Here is a 15,106-nt window from a genome sequence, read left to right on the forward strand (position 1 = left end):
GAACCCGAGGTTGGGCGTTATCGGTCTCGGGTGCTGCGCTGTTGCCCCGCTTGTAACCTGCGGCATGCTGCCGTAGCTTGAGGACCGACACAGGTCGGTTCGAGTCAGGGGGCAACGATGGGCAAGTACGCAAGGCTGGAGGCGCGGATCAGTCCGGACGTTCTCGCCCTGCTCAAGCGGGCGGCGGAGATCGAGGGGCGTTCGTTGACGGATTTCGTGGTCGCGGCAGCGCGCCAAGCCGCGGAGAAGACAATCGTACAGGCGGATGTGATCAGCTTGTCCCGCGAGGACCAGCTCCGGTTCGCGCGGGCGCTGATCGAGCCGCCGCCGCTGGCGCCCGCCTTGGAGCGGGCGATTGCCCGTTACCAGCGCAGCACGGGCACGGATTGAAAGCCTCTTCCGTCCGAAAGCAAGGCCTTCGTACGGCGCCCCGCGGGCTGTGCGCGCGGTGGCCGGCCTGATGATCAGCGCCACAGCCCGGCCTCGATCATCGTGCCGGCCACATCGCCTGCCGCACGCAAGCGGTTCGCACAGCGGACACTACTGCGCTGGGATCGCCGGCTTTCCAGCCGGCTCGCCGCCAGCGCGGCGGACCGGGATCGCCGGCTTTCCAGCCGGCTCGCCGCCGGCGCGGCTCGATGCCGCGTCGGCGGCGTCCTGGCCGATCAGAGAGCACATGCGCGCTCGTCCGGCCGGCCGCGCGGCATGGGCAACCGCCCCGCTCCCGCGCCGCAGATCGCGCGCCGGGGCATCGAGCCCCCGGCACGCGAAGCCGGCTGAAAGCCGGCGCTCCCAGTCGGCCCCGGCGCGGTCTCGAGCCCGCTTGTCGGGCATACCTCAGTTTGAGAGTTTGCAGATGAGTCAAGTGTACGACGACACCTGGGGGAAGGGCCGAGGGCCGAGGGCCGCGGGCCGAGGGAGCCATCCTCGGCCCTCGGCCCTACAGCCGCCGCGCTCCGTAGCAGCCCCGCGCGCTGGTCGGAGTGATGATCAAGACCGACAGCCCCATCGGCATGACCGGCCAGATGCGCACCTGGTACACATCCAAGCCCACGCTGCGCGCGACGAAGTCCCACATCAGCCACGTCGTCGGAGACTCCGCCTGGGAGGGCTACACGGCCAATACTTTCGAGGCCCGGGACGAGGTGCTGGCCTATGCGAAGAACGATCACCTGGGCTTTCAGATCCATTACCTCTGGGGCGGCTCGCGGCGGCGCTTCCTGCCGGACTTTTTGATCAGGCTGTGGAACGGCAAGACGCTCGCGCTGGAGATCAAGGGCGAGGACAGCCCGCAGAACCAGGCCAAGCGCGACGCGCTGGCCGAATGGGTGGCCGCGGTCAACGCGGCCGGCGGCTTCGGCGAGTGGTGCTGGGATGTCGTCTTCGCGCCGCATGAGATCGACGACATCATCAGCCTGCATGCCGGCGCTTAGGCTGGCCTGATTTCATCCTCAGTTGAGGATGGCAATTTGCGCGAAAGCCCCGGGATCAGACCAATGCCTCCAACCGCGACAGCCAGCTCAGCGTGCGGACATGAACGTCTCCGGTCCGCCCGTGGGGCCGCAGGACCGCCTGAAGGTCAACCAACGCCGCCCGGCGGGCATCCGATGCCGGCCCCTCACGCATCGCCACGGCGCGCGAGCGCGCGCCATGCGGCGCGCAGCAGCCAGCGCAGGGCATAGACGACGAGCCCGATGCCCTCGTGCAGCAGCAGCCGCGGCAGCGCGGGCGGGCGCTCGGCGGGCGCGACCCGGCAGCCGGCGCCGCGGGCGCTGATCCCATGGGCGCGGAACGCGAGCAAGGCCCTGGGCAGATGCCAGGGATCGGTGACGAGCAACACCGGCCGCCGCTCAAGCCCTTGCCCGCGCAGCAGCCGGGCGCTGTGCGCCGCGTTCTGCCAGGTGTTGCGCGCGGAGGTCTCCACCAGGATGCGCGCGGGGGCGATACCGGCACCTGCCAGCGCGTCGGCGGCCACCAGGGCCTCGGGCCGGTGGTGCGGCGCCCGCGGCGGTGTCCCGCCGGTGGCGAGCAGCAGGGCGCACGGATGGGCTCGCAGCAGCTCGAGCGCGCAGCGCAGTCGCCGGGCCAGCGCGGGGCCGGGTCGCCCGTCGGCCGTCACGGGCGCGCCGAGCAGCACGAGCAGCGGCGCGGACGCCTCGGCGTCGCGGCCGGTGGGGGAGCGCTGGGGCCCGGCGCCTTCGGCCTGCCGCTCAGTCCGCGAAGCCGTAGATGAAATAGACGGTCTCCAGCAGCGTCGTGGGCTCCGAGTCCTCGCCAAACCAGCGCTCGAAGATCCGGTCCACCTCGCGGGTGCGATAGACCTGCGCGAGCGCCGTGTTCACGGCAAGGCGAAAATCCGCGTCGTTGCGCGGCACCGAGAAGGCGTAGGGCTCCACCGAGAAGTCCGCGTCCAGGATGGCGAAGTCCTCGGCCCGGCCCGCCTCCGCCACCTGCCCGATCAGCACCAGCCGGTCGCCGGCCAAGGCATCCAGCTCGCCGGCCACGAGCTGCTCGCGCCCGTCGCGGGCGTCGCGGATGGGCACCAACTGGGCGTTGATGAGCCGCTCCTCCAGCACCGGTCGCAGCCGCCGCTCCGTGGTGGTCTCCGGGATCACACCGAGCTTCTTGCCGCCGAGATCCTCCAGCGCCCGAATGCCGCTGTCGGCGCGGGTCAGGATGCCGCCAGACTCGATGAAGACGACGTTGGAGAAGTCCACCTGCCGCTGGCGGGCCAGGGTCATGGTGGTGGTGCCGCACTCGATCTGCGCCTCGCCGTTGGCGACGGCGGCAACGCGCCGCGGCGTGTTGCCCTCGATCCAGGCGACCTCCAGGGCCTCCAGCCCGAGCGTCTTCTGCACGCCGGCGACGATGCGCCGGCACAGGTCCACCGAATAGCCGCGCGGCGTGCCGTCGGCGTCCTTGAACGAGAGCGGGTAGGCGTTCGGGTCGTAGGCGACGGTGATGCTCTTGGCGGCGCCGACGCGATCGAGCGCACCAGTGTCGGCGACGGCGTCACCGGCGCCGGCGACCCACGCGAGCAATGCCAGGGCCGGGCTGGCCCGGCTGCCGGAGCGGCGGAAGCAACGCAACAAAGGCCGCATCACGTCACTCGCCGCCGCTTTGCTGTTTGATCAGCGCACGGATCTCGCCCGGCCGCGGCAGCCCGCGGATGACCAGCTCCGGCTCGTCGCCGGTGGTGAAGACCATGACATCGCCCGCGTTCAGAAACCGTTGCAGCAGCGACTGCTTGACCTGGGTGGTACGGATGGAGCTCATGTTCGTCTCCGTGTACTGCTTGTTCAGAAACCCGTGGGTCCAGACCAGCTCGCGGGCGGTGATCTCCAGCCGGTCGAAGCGCGCGGTGACCCACCAGCCGAGCAACTGCAAGGCGCCCCAGGCGATGAGCAGCAAGCCGACGTAGCGCGGATTCGCCCAAGCGGGGAGCTCGACGCTGACCAGTTGCTGGGATAGGTACGGGATCTGCCCGGTGAGGGCGATATAGGCCCCGATCAGGATCAGGAGCCAGGCGATCAGGGTTCCGAAGGGGTCGCATTCGCCAAACGGACGGGTTGGCTGCATACAATGGCGTTGACATAGGCCGCTCCTAAGGCTGTGGCCGGAACAAAAGCGCACAGATGGTACCAGTATCCCAATCGGGGAAACACGACGAGCCAACACGGCCTGCACCGCAGCACGGCGGCGGGCGGCGGGGTGCAGCGGCGCCGGGCCACGCCTTCGGCGGTCGCGAGCGCCTGGCGCTGTTGCTTATCCTGGTCACCGCCGCCCTCGGCGGCACCGGCGCCGCGCTGGGCCTGTTGCTCGACGCCGCAATGACGCAGCAGCGCGCCCTGCTCGCCGACATCGCCCACAGTCAGGCCCGGCTTATCGGCGCGGTGGGACGCTTCGACCGCCGCTTCTCGCAGGACTTCCCGGCCGGCGCCGGTGCGGCGACGCTGGCGCAGATCCGCGAGGCCGTGGGCGCCTTCGGCGGGCTCGGCGAGAGCGGCGAGCTCGTGCTCGCCCATCGCGTCGAGGACCGGATCGAGCTCTTGCTGGTGAACGCCAACGCGCCGGCGGACACGCCGCTTTCGGTGCCCTGGCAATCGCATCTCGCCGAGCCGATGCGCGCGGCCCTGTCCGGGGCGTCGCGGGTCCTGATCGGCCGCGACTACGCCGGCCGGCGCGTGCTAGCCGCCACCGCCCCGCTCGACCAACTGGGCTGGGGCCTCGTGGTAAAGGTGGATCTGGCGGAGATCCGCCGGCCGTTCGCGCGTGCCGCCGCCATCGCGGTGGGCATCGCCGTGCTGCTCGCCGGCATCGGCGCGGCGCTGTTCTTCCACATTACCGACCCCCTGCTGCAGCGGCTCGCGACCAGCGAGGCCCGTTTCCGGGCGCTGTTCGAGGACGCCCCCATAGGGGTGGCGCTGGTATCCCGCGATGGCCATGTCGCGCTCAGCAATCAGGCGCTGCGCACGTTGCTTGGCCGCGACGCCAGCACCTTGGCGCGGCAGAGCTTTGCTGGGCTCACCCACCCCGATGACGTCGCTACCGATATCGCGCACTACCAAGCCCTCTGGGCCGGCGACCTCGACAGCTACAGCATGGACAAGCGCTACCTGCGCCCGGACGGCAGCATTGTTTGGGGCCACCTCACCGTGGCGCTCATGCGCGACGGCGACGGCCGTGCGCTCGGCGCCGTCGGCATGCTGGAGGACATCGGCGAGCGTCGGCGCATGCAGCAGACGCTCGACGAGACCCGTGACAAGGCCATGCAGTTGGAGAAGCTGTCCGCGCTCGGTACCTTCGTCGGCGGCATCGCGCACGAGATCAAGAACCCGCTGATGGGCCTGTCGAACTACATCGCCCACGTCGAGGCCCACTTGGCGGACGCCATGCTCGCGCCCTACCTCGTGCGCGCCCAGGAGCAGGTGCGCCGCATCGGGCGCATTGTCGACGGCGTGCTCGGCTACGCGCGCGACGACAACGCGGCGACGGGCACGGTGGATCTGAGCGAGGTTGTCCGCGATGTCACCAGCCTCGTCGGCAGCGAGCTCAGGGCCAACGGCATCAAGCTGGACAACCTGCTGCCGCGCGCGCCGGTGTACGTGATGAGCAACCGCGACGTCCTGAACCAGGCGCTCCTCAACCTGCTGCTGAACGCGATCCAAGCCCTGCGCGACAGCGACCCACGCGAGATCCGCGTCGCCATCACGCGCGAGCCGCAACGGGTCTTGCTCAGCATTAGCGACAGCGGCCCGGGGGTGCCGGACGCGATCCGCCGGCGCATCTTCGATCCCTTCTTCACCACTAAGCCGCCCGGCGAGGGCACCGGGCTTGGGCTGAGCGTCGCGCAGCAGGGCTTGCACACCGTCGGTGCCGAGCTGGTGCTGGTGCCGGCCGCGGACAGCGGCGCGCGCTTTCTGATCCGGCTGCCGGCGGCGGAGCCGGGTCGCGGTAACGACCATGGCGACCAGCGCCACCCCGGAGGATGAAAGGCGCTGCTTGCCATGGCCGTTTCCCGCACACCGGCCATCTCACAGGGGGAGAGGGGGACTAAGGCGATTTCTGTCAAGAAACATACCGCCTGGCTTGTCTTTTCGCCCGCCTTCTGCGTCGCGGCAGCGGGTGCATAGTTCGACTATGCACTCGCTGCCGCTCCTTGAAGGCGGACGAAAATCCTGCGCCATTCGGTACGTTTTTTCCGGCAATCGCCTAAGGAGCGCGCTGCGCGCGACTTTCATGGTAAAGCCGCTCGCACGAGCTCAGTCTGCTGCGCCGGGCTGGCCGGCGCGACGGCAGGCGGCACCGATCGCGGCGAGGCGGGCGCGCCGGATCTCGTCCGGTATGCGCCGCGGCTCCGCGGCCGACTCGGCAATGCTGCCGAGATCCAGGCCCCGCGCCGCCCGCGCACAGCGGCGCACCAGCTCGGCCTGGGGGTAGGCGCGCTCCTCGTGGCCGAGGCGCCCGCGGTAGTCCGCCTCGCAGGCGAGCAGCATCTGCTCCAGGCGTCCGGGGCGGCGGAACAGGTCCACGCCTTCAAACATCGCGAGCAGCGTCGTGGACCTCAGCTCCGCCGCGCGATGCACGAGCCCATGGTAGCGGGCGGTGATGCGCGCCAGCTCGCAGAAACGCTTCGGCACGCGGAAGCGGTCGCACACGGCCGTGACGAGATCGACGCTGCGCTCCTCATGGCCATGGTGCCGCGGCCAGGTCTCGGGCGGCGTCGTGCCCTTGCCCAGATCGTGGCACAGGGCCGCGAAGCGCACCTCGGCGGCGTCCGACAGCCTGGCCGCGGTGTCCACCACGAGCATGACGTGCACGCCAGTGTCGATCTCCGGGTGCCACTGCGCGGGCTGCGGCACGCCGAACAGCCGGTCCAGCTCCGGCAGCAGCCGCGCCAAGGCACCACACTCGCGCAGCACCAGGAAGAACAGCGACGGGCGCGACTCGCTGAGCGCCTTGGCCATCTCCTGCCAGACCCGCTCCGGCACCAGCGCATCCACCTCGCCCGCGGCGACCATGTCGCGCATCAGCGCCATGGTCTCGTCGGCGACATGGAAGCCGAGCTCGGCAAAGCGCGCCGCGAAGCGGGCGACACGCAGGATGCGCACGGGGTCCTCGACGAAGGCCGGCGACACATGCCGCAGCACCCGCGCCTTCAGGTCCGCGACACCGCCGAAGGGGTCGATGATGCGCCCGTCCCAATCCTCCGCCAGCGCGTTGATGGTGAGGTCCCGGCGGGCGAGGTCCTGTTCCAGCGTGACGTCGGGTGCGGCGTGCACGACGAAACCGTGATAGCCGGGGGCGGACTTGCGCTCCGTGCGCGCCAGCGCGTACTCATCCTTGGTCTCCGGATGCAGAAAGACGGGGAAGTCCTTACCTACCTGGGTGAAGCCGCGGCGCAGCATCTCCTCGGCGCTGGCGCCGACGACCACATAGTCGAGCTCATCCACCGGCAGGCACAACAGCCGGTCGCGCACGGCGCCGCCCACGAGGTAGATCCGCAGGCCGTCAGTGGCTGCCGCACTCACACAAAGAACCCCGGGGACGCAAATTGGCTGGCGCTTCGCGCGGGTCTCGTGTCAATGCGAGCGCGGATGGGCAAGGGACGACGGGCGGATCGGGCTATGCGTTGACCTGCCATCGTCGCCCCCGGAAGATACGGCCAAAGATTATACGCGGCCCACCGGACGGCACCGAACGCGCCTGTCGGTTGAAGCCGTACTGGAACACGCCGACGCCGGCGTGCCACCAGCGTAAAATGTACTGTTTTTGCCGCCTGAGGCAGGGTAAGGATCGATGTTGCGCATTCTGGGATACCTCGTGCTGCTGGCACTCCTCGGCTACGGCATGTGGCCCTACTACAGCTTGTTCCAGCTCGACGACGCGGTGCGCGAGGCCGACCCCCAGGCGATTGCCCCGTTCGTCGACCTGCCGGCGATCCAGGCCAGCTATGCCACACGCCTCGCGCCCGGCCTCCCCGTATTCGAACCACGCGACGCACCGGGCGCCGATCAGGTGATTGTCTGGCTCAACACCAACCTGCCGCGCCTCGGCGACGCGGCCATCGAGCAGGCCATCACGCTGGAATGGGTCCGCGATACGCTGCGCGAGGCCGCGGAACGCACCACGGAGAGCCGCCCGGCGCTGCTCATCGACGGCGTGGACTTCGCGTTCTTCGAATCCTGGAACCGGTTCGTCGTGCGCATCGGCCCGCTCGGTGCCGACGCGCACCTGGTGCTCGGGCTCGATTGGCCGCAGTGGCGCGTGGTCGACCTGGTGCGTTAGTCCCTCACCAGCTTGCCGTGGTCCAGCAGCAGCAGCCGACACGCGGCACAGTGCCAGGCCATGTTCGCGGCCGGCGGCACATGCATGCTGATGGTGTTCGGGAGCGCCGTGCCGATATGCGCGAAAAGCCCGGGCCGACCGCGACTGCGTGCCGAGAAGATGGCCCCCTTCCCGAGCATGACCCAGCCCGGCGCCATCGGCGCGCCGCAGCCGGGGCACGCATAGTCGCGGCCGCGCCACAGCGCCGGAGCATCCGGCACGGCCCGATGGTGTCGACGGAGCCAGGCCACGAGCGCCAGCAGCGCGCCGATGGCAAGGATGCCGAAGCCGAGCCCAACGAGCAATGCCGTCATCAGCGTAGTCTCGAACATTCCGTGCCTCCCCCTTACATGGGTGGGTGCGCGGCCGACCCGCGGCCCGCGCAGGATGCCCAAAGCGTCACCCGGCAATGCCCGCTCGACTGTGCATCAGCTCACATACGCCCACTGAACCGCGCGCACCGCCTTCCAGGAGATTTCCATTGAAGCCGAACCCGACCACCGCCCTCGCCGCCCTGCTCCTGCTCGTCGCCGCGGGCGACGCCGCCGCCTTCAAGTGCATGCCGCTCTACGGCAACTGGTGCGGCATTAACCACCCGAGCTACGGCGCACCGCCGCCGGTGGATGCCTTCGATGCCGCCTGCATGCGCCATGACCTGTGCACGGCGAGCCTGCCCGGGGACCGTCCCTGCGACATCGCCTTCCTCAACGAGCTGCACGCCGCCGCGGCGCACGCGGGCGGCATGCCGCGCCCGCTGCAATGGGCCGAGTACGTGATCCGGCTCAAGGCCGGCGGTCCCTGGGGCGGCATGCCGATGCCGACGCCTTGGGACGCGATGGGGATGTTCTCCAGCGTGACGGCGCCCTGCTGGTAGCGGCCCGGCTGGATGCGCGGCCGCATGCCGCGCCGGCAAAAGGGCCGAGGGCCGAGGGCCAAGGGAGCCTGCCTCGGCCCTCTGGCTCGCTTTCCGTCGCTAGCCGACCTCCACCGTCGCCAACCCGTCGTAAGCACCATCCGGCGCCAGTGCATAGCCGGCGACGCCGTCGCGGGTGGCGAGCACCTGATCCTCGAACCACAGCGGCAGATAAGGCAGGTCTTGGTGCAGCAGGTGCTGGAGCGCGCGATACAGCGCCGCCTGCCGCGCCGGGTCCGAGGCGGCAGCGGCGGCATCGATCAGCGCGTCCGCGTCGCTGCTGACGTAGCGACCGCGGTTGGCGCCCTCCGGCGGCAGCGCCCCGCTGTGAAAGGCATAGCGAAAGATGTCGGGGCTGCGGATGCCGACCCAGGTCAGGCTGTAGAGCTGAAAGCGCCCGGCCTTGATGTCGCCGAAGAAGGTCCCCCAGTCGAAGCTCTGCACCCGCACCTCGACGCCGATACGCGCGAGCTGGGCCTGGATCACCGTCGCAAACCGCAGCCGGAACGGATCGCTTGACGTCTTGAAGCTCAGCACCAGTGGCCGCGCCGGCCCATAGCCGGCCTCGGCCAGCAGCCGCCGGGCCAGCGCCGGGTCGAACCGGTGCGCCGCCAGATCCGCGGCACCGGCCCAGTGCTCCGGCGGAAACAGCGCCTCCGCGGGCCGGCCGTTGCCCTGGAACAGCCAGCGCAGAATCGCCCCGCGGTCCACGGCATGGGCAACGGCCCGGCGGACCCGAAGATCGCCGGTCGCCGGGTCCGCGAGGTTGAAGCCGAGGTACGAAAAATTCACGCCGCCGGCCCGCTCTACCCGCACCTCCGGCCGGCGCGCGAGATAGCCCACCAGCTCCGGCGGCAGATCGTTCTGCAGCATCTGCACCTCGCCGCGCAGGAGCTTCATGATGCGCACGTTCGGGTCCTTGACGGTCACCAGCTCCAGCACCTGCCCGTCGCGCCGGCGCCGCAGGGCGATGCGGCCCGGCTCCGGCCAGTGCGCGAGCACCAAGGGTCCGCTCCCCGCCGGCTCGCGCTGAAAGCCATGATCGTTGCCGATCAGCCGCGCCGGTTGGATGCCGAGACCGGCGTGATAGGGGAAGAGCGGCTCCGGCGCCTCCAGCTCGAAATCGACGCTGCGATCGTCCAACACATCGATCCGCGCGATCACGGCCAGCACGCCGCGGTGATGCGACGCGGTGGCCGGGTCCAGCACCGACGCATAGGTCGCCGCCACGTCTGCGGCCCGCACCGGGCTGCCGTCACTGAAGGGTGCGATGTTATCCCGCAGCCGAAAGCGCCAGCGCGTGGGACTAAGCTGCTCGAAGTCCGCGATGCCGGGCACGGGCCGGCTCGCCGCATCGTACTCCACCAGCCGCGCGTACAGCAGCCGGTTGACGCGCTCCGACACCGCGTCCGTGGCCCGGCGCGGGTCGAGATTGCGCGGCTCATTGGCGATGGCGAAGCGCAGCACGCCACCCGCGCTTGGATCACGTCGCGAACAGCCGGCGAGCGCCGCGATGGGGGCCGCGGCGAAGCCGGTAAGGAGGCGGCGGCGGTGCATTGAAGAAAGTTTGAAGGGTGAAGGGTGAAGTTTGAAAGGGAAAAGAGAAGCAGAAAGTTTGAAGGGTGAAGGGTGAAGTTTGAAAGGGAAAAGAGAAGCAGTCAGTTTGAAGGGTGAAGGGTGACGTTTGAAAGGGAGAAGAGAAGCAGAAAGTTTTAAGCGTGAAGGGTGAAGTTTGAAAGGGAGAAGAGAAGCAGAAAGTTTTAAGCGTGAAGCGTGAAGGGTGAAGTTTGAAAGGGAGAAGAGAAGCAGAAAGTTTTAAGCGTGAAGGGTGAAGTTTGAAAGGGAGAAGAGAAGCAGAAAGTTTTAAGCGTGAAGGGTGAAGTTTGAAAGGGAGAAGCAGAAAGTAAGGGCCTTGGCCCTTGTCCCTTACCAGCGCCGGAAGGGGTTGCGCGCCAAGTTGACGTTGTAGTAGCGCTTGTCGTCGGTTACCTCGGTGCCGGCCCAGTCGGGTCGGTCGAAGGGCTCGTCTTCGCTCGCGAGCTCGACCTCGGCCATGACGAGGCCCGCGTTCGCGCCGGCGAAGACGTCGAGGTCCCAGACATGGGCGCCGTGGCGGACCTTGTAGCGCACCTTTTCGATGGGCGGCGAGACGGCCAGCTCCGCGAGCATGGCGGCGGCGTCGTCCGGCGGAATCGCGTACTCGAACTCGCTGCGGGTCAGGCCGCGCATCGGGCCCTTGATGGTCAGAAAGGCGCGCTCGCCGGCCACGCGCACACGCACGGTGCTGCTCGGGTTCTCGGCCAGATAGCCCTGCATGATGCGGGTCTCGGACTCGACGGCGTCGCGCCAGGCGTCACCTTCGACCAGGAATTTGCGTTCGATTTCGGTGGGCATTGATGGGAAGTTTGAAGTTTGAAGTTTGAAGTTTGAAGTGCGAAGTGCGGAGCCGACGCTAGCGCTGCCTCGGCCCTCGGCCCTCGGCCCTCGGCCTACCTTTCCAAAAGTGCCATCGACTCCAGATGAGCCGTGTGCGGAAACATGTCCATCGCGCCGGCGGCCACCAGCCGGAATCCGAGCGCGTGCACCAGGTGCGCCGCGTCGCGGGCGAGCGTCGCCGGGTAGCAGGAGACGTAGACGATGCGGCGCACGCTGGTGGCGGCGAGGGCGTCGAGTACCTCGCGGGCGCCGGTGCGCGGCGGGTCGAGCAGGGCCTTGTCGAAGCGCTCCTGATGCCAGGGTGCCGCGGCGCTCGGTGCACCATAGAGGTCCGCCTGTTGAAAGTCGACGTTGCCGATGCCGTTCTGCTCGGCGTTGCGGCGCGCGCGCAGGACCAGCCCGGCATCGCCCTCGACGCCCACCACGGCCGCCGCCCGCCGGGCGATGGGCAGCGTGAAGTTGCCGAGGCCGCAGAAGAGGTCGAGCACGCGCTCGTCCGGCTGCGGGTCGAGCAGCTCGAGCGCCTGATCGACCATGAGCCGGTTCAGCTCCAGATTCACCTGCGTGAAGTCGAAGGGCTCGAAGCCGATCTCGACGCCATGCGCCGGCAGGCGGTAGCTCAGGCGCACAGCCTGGCCCGGGAGGGGGGCCACGCTGTCGGCGCCGCCCGGCTGCAGATACACGTGCAGGCCCGTCTCGGCGGCAAAGGCCAGGAGCCGCGCACGGTCGGTCTCGGTGGGCGGGTCCAGCACGCGGAAGATGAGCACCGTCGGGCCGTCGCCCTGCGCCACCTCGATCTGCGCAACCCGCTCGCGGATGGACAGCGACTCGACCAGCGCCGCCAGCGCCGGCAGCCGCTCCCCCATCTCGGGGCGCAGCACGTCGCACCGCGCCAGATCGGCGACGAAGGCCGAGCCCCGCTCGCGAAAACCGACCAGCACCCTGCCCTTCTTGGCGACGAAGCGCACGCCGAGCCGCGCCTTGCGCCGGTAGCCCCAGGGCTCCCCGGACAACGGCGGCAGCCAGCGCAGCGGCTCGACCTTGCCGATGCGCGCGAGGGCCTCCGCCAGCAACCCCTGCTTTAGGTGCACCTGCGCGGCCGGGTCCATGTGCTGCAGCGCGCAACCGCCGCAGACGCCGAAGTGCGCACAGCGCGGCGCGACGCGCTCGGGGGCCGGAGTCAGCACCTGCTCGACGACGCCCTCGTCATGCCGGCGCGCGCGTCGGGTGTAGCGGAACAGGACCTTTTCGCCGGGCAGCGCGCCGGGCACGAAGACGGCCTTGCCCTCCACATGACAAACGCCGCGCCCGTCGTGGCTCAGGGATTCGATGTCCGCGGCGACGGGCTCCGTCGGCAGCGGTTTGCGCTTCTTGCCCAAGGTGCTCGTGCCTGGCTAAGCCGGATAGACGCCAGTGGACAGGTAGCGGTCGCCGCGGTCGCAGACGATGCTGACGATGACCGCGTTCTCGACCTTCTTCGACAGCTTGAGCGCCGCCGCCATCGCGCCGCCTGAGGACACGCCGGCGAAGATGCCTTCGCGTGTCGCCATCGCGCGCATGGTCGACTCCGCCTCTTGCTGCGACACGTCGATGATGCGGTCCACGCGCGAGGCGTCGTAGATCCTCGGCAGATAGGCCTCGGGCCAGCGGCGGATGCCGGGGATGCTGGAGCCCTCCTGCGGCTGCACGCCGACGATCTGCACGGCCGGGTTCTGCGCCTTCAGATAGCGGCTTACGCCCATGATGGTGCCGGTGGTGCCCATGGCGCTGACGAAGTGGGTCACCAAGCCTGCGGTGTCGCGCCAGATCTCCGGCCCCGTGGTCTCGGCATGCGCCAGCGGGTTGTCGTCGTTCGAGAACTGATCCAGCCGAAAGCCCACGCCTTGGGCCTCCAGCTCGCGCGCGAGATCGATGGCGCCCTCCATGCTCGCCTCCCGCGGCGTGAGCCGAAGCTCGGCCCCGTAGGCGGCCATGGCCTGGCGACGCTCGACGCTCATGTTCTCCGGCATGATCAACAGCATCCGGTACCCTTTGATGGCCGCGGCCATCGCCAGCGCAATGCCGGTGTTGCCGCTGGTCGCCTCAATCAGCGTGTCGCCGGGGCGGATGGCGCCGCGTGCCTCGGCGTGGCCGATCATGCTGAGCGCCGCGCGGTCCTTCACGGAGCCGGCCGGGTTGTTGCCCTCCAGCTTGCCCAGAATCACATTGGAGGTCTCGCCGGGCAGCCGCTGCAGGCGCACCAGCGGCGTATTGCCGACAAAATGCTCGATGCCTGGATAGTCCATCGCGCGTGCTTCCTCGCCTTGCTGCAAAGGGCCATTGTGCACCAGCGCCAGCAGGGCGCAAAGGTGTCGGCGCCAGTGCCCGACGTGACAGGGACAGGCGCCGAGATGACCGTTTCGTGACTGCCGCGACCGCCGAGGGCCACCTGCCGATGCAAGACCAAGCGCTCGATGACGACCCGGTTTGGGACCCGGCCGGCGCCCTCGCGAGCGTCGGCGGCAACGAGGCCCTCGCCCGCGCGCTGCTGCGGCGATTCTGCGCGGCCCTGCCGGCGGATCTGGCGCGGCTCCGCCAGGCCCACGCCGCGGGCGACCTCGCCGCCACCACCGCGCAGGCCCACCACATCAACGGCGGCGCCGCCTACTGCGGGGTCCCGGCGCTGCGCCGACGGCTCGCGGCGCTGGAGACGAGCGCGCGGGCGGGCGATGCGGCCGGAGCGGGCCGCGCGCTTGCCGACGTCGAGACCGCGGCGGACCGGCTCATCGCCCGCGTCCGCACACTACCCTGAGGCAGCGCCTCACCCCACCCGCCGCAGCACGAACAGCGCCGCTCCGACGAACAGCAGCAGCGGCACCAAGGCGGCCACCGCCGGGTCGAGCCCAAACAGCAGCGACAGGAACGCAAAGCTTCGGCTCACCAGATAGAACGCGATGCCGATGACGATGCCGACGAAGACCTTCACGCCGGTGCCGGTGCTGCGCGCCGAGCCCAAGAGCACCGGGATCGCGATGAAGATCATGGCCAGCACCAGCAGCGGCTGCACCAGCTTGCCCCAGAACGCCACCTCGTAGCGGCCGGCATCCTGGCCGCTGCCCTGCATAAAGCGGATGTAGCGGTACAGGCCCCACACCGAGAGCGCCTGCGGCTCTACGACGATCACCTTGAGCAGTTCCGGGCGTAACAGCGACGACCAGCCCGCCTCGGCCAGGCGCTCCACGCGCACGCCGTCGCGGCTGATGAGGCTGCGCTCGATGTCCTGCAGCACCCAGCCACCGTCGCGAAAGGTCGCGCTCTGCGCACGAGTGGAGGAAACCAGCTCCGTGCCCTTGACCTCGTAGATGTAGATCTCCCGCAGATCGGCCCCGGGTCTAAGCTCGCGGATGTTCACGAAGGTCTCGCCGTCCCGCGCCCAGAGCCCGGCACTGGTGATGGCCACATCATCGCCTTGCTGCGCGAGCTGGCGCAGCGCCAGCGCCCGCTGCTCCGCCGGCGGCGCCACCAGCTCGCCGATGGCCGCAGCAGCGATGGCCAGGAGCAGTCCGCCCAGCATCGCGCCTAGCACGATGCGCGCGATGGACACCCCGGCGGCGCGCATCGCCACCAGCTCCGAGCCCGCGGCCAATTGACCCAAGCCCACCAGCGCACCGATCAGCGTGGCGATGGGAAACACCTGGTAGGCATAGCGCGGCAGGCTCAAGCTCACGAACCAAAGCGCATCGCCGAAGCTGTACACACCCGCGTCCAGCGCGTTCAGCTCGTCCGCGAGCAGAAAGAACCCGAGCAGCGGCAACAGCACCGCGAGCGTCACCACCGTGCCGGTGATGACGGCGCGCGCCAGATAGCGATCAAGCAGCATCATGCGCGCTGTGCCGCCGGTCCTGAGCTGGTGATGGGGTCGGGCGCCCCGCAAATGGGTCGATTCTGCAC

The 15,106-nt window shown here is 69.5% G+C and carries 17 protein-coding genes; 6 read left to right on the plus strand and 11 right to left on the minus strand.

The genetic code is table 11. From position 1 onward, the window contains the following. Positions 1–117 precede the first annotated feature (117 nt). Entirely contained in the window at positions 118–390 is a 273-nt protein-coding gene (locus tag ML01_RS14080) for a DUF1778 domain-containing protein (protein ID WP_058556032.1), read from the plus strand. Between the two features lie 150 nt (positions 391–540). Here the strand turns inward: ML01_RS14080 and ML01_RS28780 are convergent, their stop codons facing one another. Beyond that, the gene (locus tag ML01_RS28780) at positions 541–678 is read right to left on the minus strand and encodes a hypothetical protein (protein ID WP_156427724.1); all 138 of its coding nucleotides are present in this window, start codon (positions 676–678) and stop codon (positions 541–543) included. Between the two features lie 308 nt (positions 679–986). On the opposite strand from ML01_RS28780, the gene ML01_RS14085 reads away from it, so the two are divergent. After that, positions 987–1,433, plus strand: a complete 447-nt coding sequence (locus ML01_RS14085; RefSeq protein WP_058556033.1) for a hypothetical protein — start codon at positions 987–989, stop codon at positions 1,431–1,433. 185 nt (positions 1,434–1,618) lie between these two features. Here ML01_RS14085 and ML01_RS14090 read toward each other — a convergent pair whose 3' ends face one another. The 3 genes from ML01_RS14090 to ML01_RS14100 form a co-directional block, all read right to left on the minus strand. Further along, on the minus strand, positions 1,619–2,137 hold the full coding sequence (locus ML01_RS14090; protein ID WP_058556034.1) for a YdcF family protein: 519 nt from the start codon (positions 2,135–2,137) through the stop codon (positions 1,619–1,621). Between the two features lie 73 nt (positions 2,138–2,210). Then, positions 2,211–3,101, minus strand: a complete 891-nt coding sequence (locus ML01_RS14095; RefSeq protein WP_156427725.1) for an amino acid ABC transporter substrate-binding protein — start codon at positions 3,099–3,101, stop codon at positions 2,211–2,213. Positions 3,102–3,105: 4 nt separating this feature from the next. After that, entirely contained in the window at positions 3,106–3,579 is a 474-nt protein-coding gene (locus ML01_RS14100; RefSeq protein ID WP_058556036.1) for a PH domain-containing protein, read from the minus strand. Between the two features lie 56 nt (positions 3,580–3,635). On the opposite strand from ML01_RS14100, the gene ML01_RS14105 reads away from it, so the two are divergent. After that, the gene (locus ML01_RS14105; RefSeq protein ID WP_156427726.1) at positions 3,636–5,492 is read left to right on the plus strand and encodes a sensor histidine kinase; all 1,857 of its coding nucleotides are present in this window, start codon (positions 3,636–3,638) and stop codon (positions 5,490–5,492) included. Between the two features lie 270 nt (positions 5,493–5,762). Here the strand turns inward: ML01_RS14105 and ML01_RS14110 are convergent, their stop codons facing one another. Next, positions 5,763–7,007, minus strand: a complete 1,245-nt coding sequence (locus ML01_RS14110) for a multifunctional CCA addition/repair protein (RefSeq protein ID WP_058556078.1) — start codon at positions 7,005–7,007, stop codon at positions 5,763–5,765. 292 nt (positions 7,008–7,299) lie between these two features. Between ML01_RS14110 and ML01_RS14115 the strand changes: the two genes are divergently transcribed. Then, entirely contained in the window at positions 7,300–7,788 is a 489-nt protein-coding gene (locus tag ML01_RS14115; RefSeq protein WP_058556038.1) for a DUF2939 domain-containing protein, read from the plus strand. On the opposite strand, the gene ML01_RS14120 is transcribed toward ML01_RS14115, so the two are convergent. Next, entirely contained in the window at positions 7,785–8,159 is a 375-nt protein-coding gene (locus ML01_RS14120) for a PF20097 family protein (RefSeq protein ID WP_058556039.1), read from the minus strand. The genes ML01_RS14115 and ML01_RS14120 overlap by 4 nt on opposite strands. Before the next feature lie 149 nt (positions 8,160–8,308). Here ML01_RS14120 and ML01_RS14125 point away from each other — a divergent pair, with 149 nt between their 5' ends. Then, positions 8,309–8,701 (plus strand): hypothetical protein, encoded by a 393-nt coding sequence (locus ML01_RS14125; RefSeq protein ID WP_058556040.1) that lies wholly within the window; start codon positions 8,309–8,311, stop codon positions 8,699–8,701. 99 nt (positions 8,702–8,800) lie between these two features. Here ML01_RS14125 and ML01_RS14130 read toward each other — a convergent pair whose 3' ends face one another. The 4 genes from ML01_RS14130 to cysM all read right to left on the minus strand — a co-directional run bounded on the left by ML01_RS14130 (position 8,801) and on the right by cysM (position 13,461). Next, entirely contained in the window at positions 8,801–10,297 is a 1,497-nt protein-coding gene (locus ML01_RS14130) for an ABC transporter substrate-binding protein (RefSeq protein ID WP_058556041.1), read from the minus strand. Positions 10,298–10,666: 369 nt separating this feature from the next. Beyond that, entirely contained in the window at positions 10,667–11,134 is a 468-nt protein-coding gene (locus ML01_RS14135; protein WP_058556042.1) for a CYTH domain-containing protein, read from the minus strand. Between the two features lie 95 nt (positions 11,135–11,229). Further along, positions 11,230–12,555, minus strand: coding sequence for a 23S rRNA (uracil(1939)-C(5))-methyltransferase RlmD (gene rlmD, locus ML01_RS14140; protein WP_058556043.1), 1,326 nt, complete (start codon positions 12,553–12,555; stop codon positions 11,230–11,232). A gap of 15 nt (positions 12,556–12,570) precedes the next feature. Further along, positions 12,571–13,461: a cysteine synthase CysM gene (gene cysM, locus ML01_RS14145; RefSeq protein WP_058556044.1), complete on the minus strand. Its 891-nt coding sequence runs from the start codon at positions 13,459–13,461 to the stop codon at positions 12,571–12,573. A 116-nt stretch (positions 13,462–13,577) separates the two neighbouring features. Here cysM and ML01_RS14150 point away from each other — a divergent pair, with 116 nt between their 5' ends. Beyond that, the gene (locus tag ML01_RS14150) at positions 13,578–13,967 is read left to right on the plus strand and encodes an Hpt domain-containing protein (RefSeq protein WP_058556045.1); all 390 of its coding nucleotides are present in this window, start codon (positions 13,578–13,580) and stop codon (positions 13,965–13,967) included. A 9-nt stretch (positions 13,968–13,976) separates the two neighbouring features. On the opposite strand, the gene lptG is transcribed toward ML01_RS14150, so the two are convergent. Further along, complete coding sequence (gene lptG / locus ML01_RS14155) at positions 13,977–15,038, minus strand: LPS export ABC transporter permease LptG (protein WP_058556046.1); 1,062 nt, start codon at positions 15,036–15,038, stop codon at positions 13,977–13,979. Positions 15,039–15,106: the final 68 nt, after the last annotated feature.

The organism is Thiohalocapsa sp. ML1 (genome assembly GCF_001469165.1).
GTDB lineage: Bacteria > Pseudomonadota > Gammaproteobacteria > Chromatiales > Chromatiaceae > Thiohalocapsa.